The organism is Streptomyces sp. NPDC055099, from assembly GCF_053607685.1.
Map to the genome: position 1 here is coordinate 213,686 of NZ_JBSGUA010000009.1, position 12,497 is coordinate 226,182.

A 12,497-nucleotide genomic window follows, 5' to 3' on the forward strand; every position below is an offset into this window, starting at 1 on the left:
AGCCGGTCGCCGGTCGGTCCCGGTCGGTTTTCGTGCGGGACGGTTACTTCGCGTCGTCCCGTACGTTCCCCGGGCCCTTGATGCCGAGGGCCTCGGTCGTGGCGGGATTGACCAGCAGGACGAGCGCGGCGACCGCGACGGCGGCGAGCGCGATACCCGCCGGGATGGCCATGCTGTCGGCCTGCAGCAGCTGCCAGGCCACCGGCAGCGCCATGATCTGCGTGATGATCGCGGGCCCCCGGCTCCAGCCGCGGCGGAGCAGGAGGCCGCGCGCGGCGAGCAGGGGCAGGAGCGCGAGAACGATCAGCGTGACGCCGCCCGTCGTGGCCTGTTCCGGGTTGTCGGGGTCACCCGCGAGGCCCATCACGAGCATGTAGACGCCGGCGGCGATGAGTGCGACGCCCTCCAGCGCGGCAAGGGCCGCGGCGGCCGTCAGACGTCCGGGACGCGGGCCGGGCTCCGGTGCTTCGGGGGTGGGGTTCCGCTCAGTGCTCACCCTTGCAGGGTAGCTGTGCGTGTCCGTGCTCCGGCCTCCGGTCCGACCCCTCGGTCTGTGTCGGGTAAAGAGGGCTGGGTACTCTGCTTCGCATGCGTGCACTCCTTGTGGTCAATCCGGCGGCAACCACCACCAGCGCGCGCACGCGTGACGTACTGATCCATGCGCTGGCGAGCGAGATGAAGCTCGAAGCGGTCACCACGGAGTACCGCGGCCACGCCCGGGACCTCGGCAGACAGGCCGCGGAGAGCAAGGACATCGAGCTGGTCGTCGCCCTCGGCGGGGACGGCACGGTCAACGAGGTCGCCAACGGCCTGCTGCACAACGGACCCGATCCGGACCGGCTGCCGCGGCTGGCCGTCGTCCCCGGCGGGTCCACCAACGTCTTCGCGCGCGCCCTCGGTCTGCCCAACGACGCCGTGGAGGCGACCGGCGCGATCCTCGACGCGCTGCGTGAGGGAAGCGAACGGACGGTGAGCCTCGGAAGACTGGCCGGGACCCCCGGTACCGAGGACGAGACGATCCCCGCACACTGGTTCACTTTCGCCGCCGGCTTCGGCTTCGACGCCGGGGTCGTCGGACGGGTCGAACAACAGAGGGAGCGCGGCAAGCGGTCCACGCACGCGCTGTATTTGCGCCAGGTGGTCCGTCAGTTCCTCGACGAGCCGCACCGCAGACACGGAATGATCACGCTGGAACGGCCCGGCATGGACCCGGTCACCGATCTTGTGCTCTCCATAGTCTGCAACACCTCTCCGTACACCTACCTGGGCAATCGCCCGATGTACGCGTCACCGCAGGCCTCCTTCGACACCGGCCTGGACGTGCTCGGCCTGAGCAAGCTCTCCACCACGGCCGTGGCCCGGTACGGGACCCAGCTCCTGACCTCGACGCCGGATCGCGGACCTCACGGCAAGCACGCGGTTACGCTCCATGACCTCACCAACTTCACCTTGCATTCGAAGGTGCCGCTCCCCCTTCAGATGGACGGTGACCACCTGGGGCTGCGCACGAGCGTGACGTTCACAGGCGTTCGCCGTGCACTGCGTGTGATTGTGTGAGTAGAAGGGCCCAAAGTCCTTTCACTCGAACGTTTAGGCCAGGGTCCACCCCATGGAAGTACGGCTGTGACCCAGTCGACACTGAGGAATCAAAAAAAACTTTCCGGAAGGGGTTGTATCCGCCGCCGAGGTTTGCGAATCTCTACATGGCGATCGGGACGGCCCGCAACATCGGCCCCACAGACCGCCAGAACCCCCTCCTCAACGCATAGGACATCGTCGCGTATGTGACGAAAGTCCCTTCCGTCGTCGAGGGATTCGTGAAAGCGTTCACATTCACAAGCAACCTGCATGTAATACCAAGGAGAGGTAGCAGCCATGGACTGGCGTCACAACGCCGTTTGCCGCGAGGAAGACCCCGAGCTCTTCTTCCCCATCGGCAACACCGGTCCTGCGCTGCTGCAGATCGAGGAAGCCAAGGCCGTCTGCCGCCGCTGCCCCGTCATGGAGCAGTGCCTGCAGTGGGCGCTCGAGTCCGGCCAGGACTCCGGCGTCTGGGGTGGCCTCAGCGAGGACGAGCGCCGCGCAATGAAGCGCCGCGCCGCTCGCAACCGTGCTCGCCAGGCAAGCGCCTGACGCTCACGCCCCCTAACGAGCCTTAGCCCGGCGGCGCGTACAGCGAGTACGCATCTCCCGCCCCCGAGCCGCAGCCGCGCAGTACCCCCCGATGCGCAACGCAACGTGAGCAGTGAGCCCCGGACCACTTCGGTCCGGGGCTCACTGCTTTTCGTCTGCTACTTGTCGGCGCGCCTGGCTACTTGTCGGCACGTACCGGGATGTCGAGGACGACCTGCGTGCCGCGCTCGGGGGCGCGCACCATGTCGAAGGTGCCGCCCATCTCGCCCTCGACCAGGGTGCGGACGATCTGCAGGCCGAGATTGCCCGAGCGGTGCGGGTCGAATCCCTCGGGCAGACCGACGCCGTCGTCCTGGACGGTGATGAGGAGCCGGGCGTCCTTGCTGGTGCCGCCGCGCACGGCGGAGACCTCGACCGTCCCGGTGTCGCCTTCCTGGAAGCCGTGCTCCAGGGCGTTCTGCAGGACCTCCGTAAGGACCATCGACAGCGGCGTGGCGACCTCGGCGTCCAGGATGCCGAAGCGTCCGGTGCGCCGGCCGGTGACCTTGCCCGGTGAGATCTCGGCGACCATCGCGAGGACCCGGTCGGCGATCTCGTCGAACTCCACGCGCTCGTCCAGGTTCTGGGACAGCGTCTCGTGCACGATGGCGATGGAGCCCACGCGGCGTACGGCCTCTTCGAGCGCCTCGCGTCCGGCGGCCGAGTCGATGCGGCGTGCCTGGAGGCGCAGAAGTGCCGCGACCGTCTGGAGGTTGTTCTTCACCCGGTGGTGGATCTCCCGGATGGTCGCGTCCTTGGTGATCAACTCCCGCTCGCGTCGGCGCAGTTCGGTGACGTCGCGGAGCAGTACGAGCGAACCGATGCGCGGGCCCTTGGGTTTGAGCGGGATCGCGCGGAGCTGGATCACGCCGTCGCCGCCCTCGATCTCGAACTCGCGGGGCGCCCAGCCGCTCGCGACCTTGGCGAGCGCCTCGTCGACCGGGCCGCGGGACGGGGCGAGTTCGGCGGTCGCCGTGCCGAGGTGGTGGCCGACCAGGTCGGCGGCGAGGCCGAGGCGGTGATAGGCGGAGAGCGCGTTGGGTGACGCGTACTGGACGATGCCGTCGGCATCGAGGCGGAGCAGACCGTCGCCCACGCGCGGGGACGCGTCCATGTCGACCTGCTGGCCGGGGAACGGAAAAGACCCGGCCGCGATCATCTGGGCCAGGTCGGACGCCGACTGGAGGTAGGTCAGTTCGAGGCGCGAAGGGGTGCGCACCGTGAGCAGGTTCGTGTTGCGGGCGATGACCCCGAGGACGCGTCCTTCCCTGCGTACGGGGATGGACTCGACGCGCACCGGGACCTCTTCGCGCCACTCGGGGTCGCCCTCGCGCACGATGCGGCCCTCGTCCAGGGCGGCGTCGAGCAGCGGGCGCCGGCCGCGCGGGACGAGGTGGCCGACCATGTCGTCCTGGTAGGAGGTGGGGCCGGTGTTCGGCCGCATCTGCGCCACGGAGACATAGCGGGTGCCGTCGCGGGTGGGGACCCACAGCACGAGGTCGGCGAAGGAGAGGTCGGAGAGCAGCTGCCACTCCGAGACCAGCAGATGCAGCCACTCGAGATCGGAGTCACCGAGAGCGGTGTGCTGGCGTACGAGGTCGTTCATGGAGGGCACGTGTGCGAGCGTACCTGGCACGTCCGGCGGGCCCGCTCCGGGAGAATCCCAAGAGTCCCGACGAACCGAGGCACCTTCCCGACGAGCCGCGGCGCCAGGGCGGGACCCTCAACCCACCCACGGCACCGCAGCCCTTCAGGAACACCGACCACCGGAATGTGCGGTACCGGACGGCCGATCGGAGGATCCGACACGGTCAGGGCAGAGAGTGCCGGTTCCTCGGTCCGCCCTCCTGTGCGGGAAGGGCGGATGCTTTACCAACGCATTGTGGACTAGACCATTCACCTGTGTCTATGCGTCGGCAGATGTTTGTTGTACTTCGGGCCAGACCCTCATGGCCAGCTCGGCGATCGCCTCCAGTTCCTGTCGGCTCGCGCCGTCGCGGGACTGCTGGGACATGCCTTGCAGGACCGCGCCCGTATAGCGGGCCAGGGCGGGGGCGTCGGTCTCCGGGGGGAGCTCGCCCGTGGCGACGGCGGCCCTTATGCGGGACTCGATGGAGCTGATGTTCGCGTTGCGCCGCTCGCGCAGGCCGGCCTCGACCTCCGGCGTCGTGCAGTTCGTCGCGGCGCAGATGACCAGGCAGCCGTGCGGGTGTCCGGCCTCCGTGTACTTGTCGGCGGCCTCGTGCAGCATCCGCGCCACTCCCCCGCGGACGGTCGGTTCCTCCGCGAAGGCGCGCTCGCCGAAGGAGCCGTGCGTCTGCCCGTACAGCAGCACGACCTCCTCGAACAGTGACTGCTTGTCACCGAAGGCCGCGTACATGCTGGGGGCGCCGATACCCATGGCCCGGGTGAGGTCCGCGACCGACGTCGCCTCGTACCCCTGGTCCCAGAAGGTGCGCAGGGCCTGCTCCAGGGCTGTCTCGCGGTCGAAGGAGCGGGGGCGGCCGCGCTGTTTCGTCGCCATGGGGTGAATTGTATAGCGGCCACTAGAAAAACGGCTCGGGGTTCGCTACGGTTCTTTCTGTAACGACCACTAGAGAAATAGGGGGCGGCTCTCATGGGTGCGCTTGCAGGGAAGCTCGCGGGGAAGACGGCGCTGGTCACGGGCGGCAGCCGGGGCATCGGACGGGGCATCGCCGAGCGGCTGGGGCGGGACGGCGCACGGGTGGCCGTGCACTACGGCAGCAACGAGGCGGCGGCGAAGGAGACGGTCGCGGCGATCGAGGAGGCGGGGGGCTCCGCCTTCGCCCTCGGCGCGGAGCTGGGCGTCCCGGGCGATGCCGAGGCCTTGTGGACGGAGTTCGACCGGCATGCCGACGGCGTGGACATCCTGGTGAACAACGCGGGCATCGGCACGTCCCGCCCCTTCTCCGAGGCGGACGACGCGGAGTACGACCGGCTGTTCGCGGTCAACGCGAAGGCCCCGTTCTTCATCACGCAGCTCGGTGAGCGGCGGCTGCGGGACGGCGGGCGGGTCATCAACATCTCGTCGGGCCTCTCGCGGGCCGCCGTCATGCCGGAGATCTTGACGTACGCCATGACCAAGGGCGCCCTGGACGTGTTCACCCGGAACCTGTCCAAGGTCCTCGGCCCCCGGGGCATCACGGTCAACTCGGTGGCGCCCGGGATCGTGGACACGGACGTCAACGCGGCATGGCTGCGCGGCGACGAGAACAAGGAGGCGTGGGCGGGCGCGGCGGCGATGTCGGCGCTCGGCCGGGTCGGCACCCCGGCGGACATAGCCGACGCCGTCGCGTTCCTCGCGTCGGACGACGGGCGCTGGGTCACCGGTCAGTGGTTGGACGTGACGGGAGGGTCGCTGGCGTAGGGGCCGTCGGTCCGCCGGGGGGTTGCTCGACAGGCGAGGGGCGGGCACAGAGCCGAGCATGGGACGCGGGGACTTCGTGCTGCCGGGGCCGAGAACCTGGGCCACGGCGGGTCAGCTCTGCTAGATTGGTCTATACCACATAGACCAATGGTTCCCCGTGGGCTCTCTCTCCGGGCCCGCGAGCCCCCCTCCAGATCGGCAGGCCCAGCGTGGAAGTTGTCATCGTCCCGGACGCCAAGGCAGGCGGCGAGCTCATCGCGGAGGCCATGGCCGCCTTGGTGCACCGTAAGCCTGACGCCCTGCTCGGTGTCGCCACCGGATCCACCCCGCTGCCCATCTACGAAGCCCTGGCCGCCAAGGTCGGCTCCGGTGCCGTGGATGCCTCGCGGGCGCGGATCTGCCAGCTCGACGAGTACGTGGGGCTGCCCGCCGGGCATCCCGAGTCCTACCGCTCCGTGGTGCTGCGTGAGGTCGTCGAGCCGCTCGGGCTCAGTGAGAAGTCCTTCATGGGGCCCGACGGCAGCGCGCAGGACGTGCAGGCGGCCTGCGAGGCGTACGACCAGGCGCTCGCGGACGCCGGCGGTGTGGACCTCCAGCTGCTCGGGATCGGCACGGACGGGCACATCGGGTTCAACGAACCGTGCTCCTCGCTCGCCTCGCGCACCCGGATCAAGACGCTGACGGAGCAGACGCGGGTGGACAACGCGCGCTTCTTCGACGGGGACATCGAGCAGGTGCCGCACCACGTGATCACGCAGGGCATCGGGACGATCCTGGAGGCGCGGCATCTGGTGCTGCTCGCCACCGGCGAGGGCAAGGCGGACGCGGTGGCCGCGACGGTGGAGGGTCCCGTGGCGGCGGTGGTTCCGGCCTCGGCCCTGCAGTTGCATCCGCATGCGACGGTCGTCGTGGATGAAGCGGCTGCCTCCAAGCTGAAGCTTGGGGAGTACTTCCGGGCGACGTATGCGGCGAAGCCTGATTGGCAGGGTCTGTAAGTTGCACGAAGGTGCCGGGTGCCCCCTTGCTGGGGGCACCCGGCACCTTGCTGTTCGCTGCTCCTGTGCGGGCCGGTGGGTGGTCTGTGCCCACCCGTTCCGCCCTGCGGAACGCCAACGCCTGCCCACAGACGGTACCTACGGGGCGCCCGTGATTACCTCTGCTGCTGCCAGGCCGCAGACCCTTGCCGCGCCGTGGGTGGCGATGTGGAGGGCGCCTGTCGGGGCGGACTTGGGGACGCCCATCTCGACCACGATCGTGTCGGGGCGGGCGGACAGCAAGGTGTCCAGGGCCTCCGCCATCCACGCGTGGCGGTGGGCGTCGCGGACGACGGCCACGATGCGCCGCTCCCCCGCCTCGTTCAGCGCGAGCGCGCCCGCGTCCGGGCCGGTGAAGCTGCCCGTCTCCGTGCCCGGGAGCAGGCGTCGCAGCTCGGCGGCCACGCCCCACGGGGTCTCGTCACCCACCGCGATGTTGGCCATCGGGGTGAAGGCGGCGACGAACGGAGCTTCGGTGAGCGGGGCCGCGTACGACTCGCTGCGGGTGACCGTCAGGGCGCGGCGGGCCGCGACCAGGCCGATCTCGGTGCCGGGCGCGCCCCCCGAACGCTCGGTCGCGCCCGACACCGAAGTCCAGTGGGCAAGCGCCCGTACGCGCGAGGCCGCGTCGGCGAGGCGCTCCTCGGAGAGCTCGCCCGAGCGGACGGCCCCGACCAGCGCGTCCCGCAGGCGCAGGACCGTGTCGTCGTCCGCGAGGCCGCCGCCCACGCAGATCGCGTCGGCGCCCGCGGCGATGGCGAGGACGCTGCCGCGCTCGATGCCGTAGGTGGCGGAGATGGCCTGCATCTCCATGCCGTCCGTGACGATCAGTCCGTCGAAACCGAGTTCCTCGCGCAGGACGCCCGTCAGGATGCGGCGCGAGAGCGTCGCCGGGTACTCCGCGTCCAGCGACGGGACGAGGATGTGGGCGCTCATCACCGCACGCGAGCCCGCGGCGATCGCGGCCCGGAAGGGCGCGAGGTCACGCGCCCGCAGTACCTCGGGGTCCACCCCGATGCGCGGCACGTCGTGGTGCGAGTCGACCGCTGTGTCGCCGTGCCCTGGGAAGTGCTTGGTGCAGGCGGCGACGCCGGCGGACTGGAGCCCCTCGACGTAGGCGGCGGTGTGCCGGGCCACCAGGAGCGGGTCGGAGCCGAAGGACCGTACGCCGATGACGGGGTTGTCCGGGTTGGAGTTGACGTCGGCGGACGGCGCCCAGTTGAGGTTGACGCCGCACGCGGCGAGCCTGCGGCCCAGCTCGGCGGCCACGTCACGGGTGAGGCCCGTGTCGTCGACCGCGCCGAGGGCGTGGTTGCCGGGGAAGGAGGAGCCGGAGCGGACCTCGAGGCGGGTCACGTCACCGCCCTCCTCGTCGATGGCGACCAGGACGTCGTCGCGCTCGGCGCGCAACTGGGCCGTCAGGGCGGCCAGTTGTTCGGGCGAGGCGATGTTGCGGCCGAAGAGGCCGACCGAGGCGAGCCCTTCACCGATCCTGCGCAGCAGCCAGTCCGGCGCGCTGGTCCCGACGAAGCCGGGCTGCAGGACGGTCAGGGCGTCGCGGGTCAGAGTGTCGGTGGGCCTGGTGAGTGTCGTCATATGGCGGTTATCCCTTCACGGCACCGTCGGTCAGACCGCTGACGGCCCTGCGCTGCAGGAAGACGAAGAGGACGAGGATCGGGATGGCGAAGAGCGAGGCGGCGGCCATGGTGGCGCCCCAGTCGTCGCCGAAGGCGGTCTGGAAGCCGGACAGCCACACCGGGAGCGTCTTGGCCTCCGCCTCCTTGTTGAGGACAAGGACGAGCGGGAATTCGTTCCAGGCGGTGATGAAACCGAAGAGCGAGGTCGACATCAGGCCAGGTGCGAGCAGCGGCAGGATCACCCGGCGGAACGCCTGCATCCGTGAACAGCCGTCGACCATCGCCGACTCCTCCAGCTCGCGCGGCACCGCGGCGACGAAGCCGCGCAGCGTCAGGAGCGTGAAGGGCAGGATCATCACCATGTAGAAGAGGGTGAGCGGTACGAGGCTGTTCAGCATGTCGGCATCGCGCACGATGATGTAGATCGCGATGACCATGACTTCCCACGGCGCCATCTGGGCCAGCATGAAGCCGATGATGAAGCCCTTGCGGCCCTTGAAGCGCATCCGGGCGAGCGCGAACGCAGACGCGAGGCCGATGATCAGCGAGAACAGCACGGCGAGGACCGTGACGGTGAGCGAGTTGCCGACCATCGTCCAGAAGTGGTCGGCGTTCACGGCCGTCTTGACGTGCTCGAACGTCGCGTCGGTCGGGAACCACACCGGGTCCTCGCTGATGATGTCGCCGGTCGGCTTGAAGGCCGTGGCGAACATCCAGTAGACCGGGAAGACGAAGCCGATGAAGAGTACGACGGCCGCCACGTTGGGCCAGATGCGGCCGAACCTCTTCGCAGCGGAACCGGAAGCAGTACCAGAAGCAGTGCGCGTCACAGCTCGTCCTCCTCTTGCTTGAGCACGATCCGCAGGTAGAAGGCGGTCAGGGCCAGCAGGATGACGATGGTGAGCAGCGCGATCGCCGCACCCATGCCGAAGTGCTGGTTGCCCATGCCCTCGATGTAGGCGTAGACGGGCAGGATCTCGGTGAGCCGGTCAGGGCCGCCCTCGTTGAGCGCCATGACCTGCGCGAACGCTTTGAAGACCCAGATGATCTCCAGGAACGTCGTCGCGTAGAGGAAGGGCCGCAGGTAGGGCAGCGTGACGTTCGTGAAGCGCTTCCAGGCGCCGGCGCCGTCGAGCGACGCGGCCTCGTAGAGCTCCTTGGGGATCACCGTCGTGGCGGCGTACAGGTTGATCGCCACGAAGGGGACCGACATCCAGACGATCAGGGTGATGACCACGAAGAACGTGGAGTACTGGCTGCCCATCCAGTCGTAGTCGGCCATCGAGTGCCAGCCGGCCTTGTCCAGGACCCAGTTGACGACGCCGAAGCGCTGGGCGAACAGCCACTGGTAGACGGTCGTCGCCGCGATGACCGGCATCGCCCAGGCGAGCACGAGACCGACCAGGAGGAACGTCCGCATCCGCTTGCCGAGCCGTGCGAGCAGCAGGCCCACCAGGGTGCCGATCAGCATGATCAGTGCGACGTTGATCGCGGTGAACGCGATCGAGCGTCCTGTGACCCGCCAGAAGTCCTCGCCGCTGAGGACCTCCTTGAAGTTGTCGATCCCGTTCCACTCCGTGAGGTGGAGGATGAACTGCCTCATGTTGAGGTTCTGGAACGACAGCATCCCGTTGTTGACCAGCGGCCAGCCGAGGAACAGCAGGGTGGCCACGAGTGCGGGGAGCAGCAACAGGTAGGGCGCGAGCGAGCGGGCCCCCGTGCGGGGCTTACCCGGATCCGCCGGCCGTCTGTCCGATTTCAGATCCTCCGTCGGGCCGGAGGGCGGCCGTTCGGTCTGCACGGTCATGCTTCGCCATCTCTTTCGTGGGCATCGCGGAACGCAGCGCTGAACCGGGGCACCGGGCCCGGGGGTGAAGACACCCCGGACCCGGGAGCCCCGGCAGGAGCGCGCCCTTACTGCTTCTGCGACAGGCGCTTGTTGAGCTCGCCCTCGACCTGCTTGGCGGCCGCGTCGTTGGACTTACCGTTCAGCACCGCGGTCATGTAGTTCTTGATCGGGTTCGGCGGGTTCTCCACCGCGGCCCACTCCGGGATCAGCGGGGTGGTGCCGCCACCGGCGGTCGCGGGGGCCATGGCCTCGGCGGCCGGGTTGCCCTTGAGCTGGGCCTCCAGGGCCTGCTTGTTCGGGATGACGCCGCCTTCCTTGGCGAGCGCGCCCTCGAACTTGTCGTTCAGCGCGATCTTCAGGAACTCCTTGGCGAGCTCCTGCTTCTTGCTGGTCGCGGCGACGGCGAGGTTCGAGCCGCCGAGGAAGACACCCTCGGGCTTGGCGGCGGTGGCACCGGGGATCGTGAAGTAACCGATGTCCTTCTCGATCTTCGGGTTGGCCTTGATCGCGGTCGCGGCCTCCCAGCTCATGCCGATGAAGGCGCCGGTCTTGCCCTTGGCGAAGACCTCGGCCTGCTGCGGGGTGGCCTCGTCCTTGTTCTTGGGCGCCTTGGAGAGGTCCGCGAACTGCTTGTACGTCTTCATGGCCTTGGCGACCTTGGGGTCGGCCAGGTTGGAGACGTACTTGTCGCCGTCCTTCTTGACCAGTTCGGCGCCCTCACCGATGGTCAGGCCGACGAAGTGGTACCAGTTCTGGCCGGGCAGGTAGATCGGCTCGGCGTCCGTCTTGGACTCGATCGTCTTGAGGTTCTTGAGGAACTCCGCGCGGGTCTTGGGCGTCTCCTTGATGCCCGCGTCGGCCCAGACCTTCTTGTTGTAGATGACGACACGGTTCAGGACGAACCACGGGGCGGCGTACTGCTTGCCGTCCACGACCGAGGACTTGTTGATCGACTCGGTCCAGTCGGCGCCGACGCCCTCCTTGAGGTCACTGAGGTCGGCGAGGCCACCGGTCTTGGCGTACGCGGCGGTCTGGGTGTTGCCGATCTCGAAGACGTCCGGCGGGTTCTCCTCGGAGAGGGCCGTGGTCAGCTTCTGCTGGATGCCGTTCCACTGCTGGACTTCGAGCTTCAGCTTGGCGCCGGTCTTCTTCTCGAAGGCGGCCTTGACGTCCTTGGTCCAGCCTTCGGGCGTGGAGCCGTCCATCGCCCAGAGCGTCAGGGTCTCCCCCTTGAAGCCGTCCGCCCCGGCGTTCTTGTCGTCCTTGTCGTCGCCGCCACAGGCCGCGATCGAGACCAACATGCCCGCGACACCGATGGCCGCTATGAGCTTGCGCTTCACGTCACCCTCCTCAAGGGATGCCAGTCAACCCCCCACCCGCAGCGACCAAATGGACCGAGATCTGCCCGTGGGACTGGAACCTGGTCTTTAATGGTGTAGACCAGTACGGGGAGCTTGGCCTAGACCTTTAGGGGTGTCAAGGGTGTATAAGAAGGGCTGTCAGGTCCGTTATCGGACCGACACCTGAGCGGGCACACTAAGCCCGGCCCGGTACGTGCCACGATGTGAGCCGCGACAGACGGAGGAGCCGGTGACGGCAGCAGGAAGGCGGGCCATGGGCACCGAGGCGGGGAGTACGGAAACCGAGGCGGGCACGTCCCCGGCCCCGGAGACCGGCGCGGCCGCGGCAGTCGGCCGCACCGCGCGCGTGCCCAAGTACTACCGCCTGAAGCGGCACTTGCTCGACATGACGGAGACCCTGCCGCCCGGCACCCCGGTCCCCCCGGAGCGCACCCTGGCCGCCGAGTTCGACACCTCGCGCACGACGGTCCGCCAGGCCCTCCAGGAGCTGGTCGTCGAGGGCCGCCTGGAGCGGATCCAGGGCAAAGGGACCTTCGTGGCCAAGCCGAAGGTCTCCCAGGCGCTGCAACTCACCTCGTACACCGAGGACATGCGGGCCCAGGGCCTGGAACCCACCTCGCAGCTCCTGGACATCGGGTACATCACCGCCGACGACACCCTCGCCGGCCTGCTCGACATCGGCACGGGCGGCCGCGTCCTCAGGATCGAGCGCCTGCGCCTCGCCAACGGCGAGGCGATGGCCATCGAGACGACGCACCTCTCCGCCAAGCGCTTCCCGGCCCTGCGCCGCTCCCTGGTGAAGTACACCTCGCTCTACACCGCACTCGCCGAGGTGTACGACGTCCATCTCGCGGAGGCCGAGGAAACCATCGAGACCTCGCTGGCCACCCCGCGCGAGGCCGGCCTGCTCGGCACGGACGTGGGCCTGCCGATGCTGCTCCTGTCGCGGCACTCCCTGGACGGCGGCGGCCAGCCGGTGGAGTGGGTGCGGTCGGTGTACCGCGGCGACCGCTACAAGTTCGTGGCACGCCTCAAGCGCCCCACGGACTGACCCGC

General features: G+C 69.0%; 12 protein-coding genes. 5 read left to right on the top strand and 7 right to left on the bottom strand.

What is annotated here, in order from left to right; genetic code table 11:
• Positions 1–43 precede the first annotated feature (43 nt).
• Positions 44–496, bottom strand: coding sequence for a hypothetical protein (locus ACWFRU_RS23190; protein WP_453689795.1), 453 nt, complete (start codon positions 494–496; stop codon positions 44–46).
• 92 nt (positions 497–588) lie between these two features.
• Here ACWFRU_RS23190 and ACWFRU_RS23195 point away from each other — a divergent pair, with 92 nt between their 5' ends.
• Together ACWFRU_RS23195 and ACWFRU_RS23200 are read left to right on the top strand one after the other, a co-directional pair.
• Positions 589–1,557, top strand: a complete 969-nt coding sequence (locus tag ACWFRU_RS23195; RefSeq protein ID WP_453689797.1) for a diacylglycerol/lipid kinase family protein — start codon at positions 589–591, stop codon at positions 1,555–1,557.
• 318 nt (positions 1,558–1,875) lie between these two features.
• Positions 1,876–2,133: a WhiB family transcriptional regulator gene (locus ACWFRU_RS23200; RefSeq protein ID WP_016639615.1), complete on the top strand. Its 258-nt coding sequence runs from the start codon at positions 1,876–1,878 to the stop codon at positions 2,131–2,133.
• A 178-nt stretch (positions 2,134–2,311) separates the two neighbouring features.
• Here the strand turns inward: ACWFRU_RS23200 and ACWFRU_RS23205 are convergent, their stop codons facing one another.
• Positions 2,312–3,778, bottom strand: coding sequence for a sensor histidine kinase (locus ACWFRU_RS23205; protein ID WP_363209409.1), 1,467 nt, complete (start codon positions 3,776–3,778; stop codon positions 2,312–2,314).
• A 300-nt stretch (positions 3,779–4,078) separates the two neighbouring features.
• On the bottom strand, positions 4,079–4,696 hold the full coding sequence (locus tag ACWFRU_RS23210; RefSeq protein ID WP_453689799.1) for a TetR/AcrR family transcriptional regulator: 618 nt from the start codon (positions 4,694–4,696) through the stop codon (positions 4,079–4,081).
• 93 nt (positions 4,697–4,789) lie between these two features.
• On the opposite strand from ACWFRU_RS23210, the gene ACWFRU_RS23215 reads away from it, so the two are divergent.
• Positions 4,790–5,560, top strand: a complete 771-nt coding sequence (locus ACWFRU_RS23215) for an SDR family oxidoreductase (RefSeq protein WP_453689801.1) — start codon at positions 4,790–4,792, stop codon at positions 5,558–5,560.
• Between the two features lie 209 nt (positions 5,561–5,769).
• Positions 5,770–6,555: a glucosamine-6-phosphate deaminase gene (gene nagB, locus ACWFRU_RS23220; protein WP_453689803.1), complete on the top strand. Its 786-nt coding sequence runs from the start codon at positions 5,770–5,772 to the stop codon at positions 6,553–6,555.
• Positions 6,556–6,693: 138 nt separating this feature from the next.
• On the opposite strand, the gene ACWFRU_RS23225 is transcribed toward nagB, so the two are convergent.
• From ACWFRU_RS23225 to ACWFRU_RS23240, 4 genes are all read right to left on the bottom strand, one after another.
• Positions 6,694–8,190, bottom strand: a complete 1,497-nt coding sequence (locus tag ACWFRU_RS23225; protein WP_453689805.1) for a glycoside hydrolase family 3 protein — start codon at positions 8,188–8,190, stop codon at positions 6,694–6,696.
• Between the two features lie 7 nt (positions 8,191–8,197).
• Entirely contained in the window at positions 8,198–9,004 is an 807-nt protein-coding gene (locus tag ACWFRU_RS23230; protein WP_453689994.1) for a carbohydrate ABC transporter permease, read from the bottom strand.
• Positions 9,005–9,057: 53 nt separating this feature from the next.
• On the bottom strand, positions 9,058–10,038 hold the full coding sequence (locus ACWFRU_RS23235) for a carbohydrate ABC transporter permease (protein ID WP_453689807.1): 981 nt from the start codon (positions 10,036–10,038) through the stop codon (positions 9,058–9,060).
• A 107-nt stretch (positions 10,039–10,145) separates the two neighbouring features.
• A complete protein-coding gene (locus ACWFRU_RS23240; protein WP_453689809.1) occupies positions 10,146–11,420 on the bottom strand; it encodes an extracellular solute-binding protein in 1,275 nt (424 codons plus the stop codon).
• Between the two features lie 274 nt (positions 11,421–11,694).
• Here ACWFRU_RS23240 and ACWFRU_RS23245 point away from each other — a divergent pair, with 274 nt between their 5' ends.
• The gene (locus ACWFRU_RS23245; RefSeq protein WP_453689996.1) at positions 11,695–12,492 is read left to right on the top strand and encodes a GntR family transcriptional regulator; all 798 of its coding nucleotides are present in this window, start codon (positions 11,695–11,697) and stop codon (positions 12,490–12,492) included.
• Positions 12,493–12,497 lie beyond the last annotated feature (5 nt).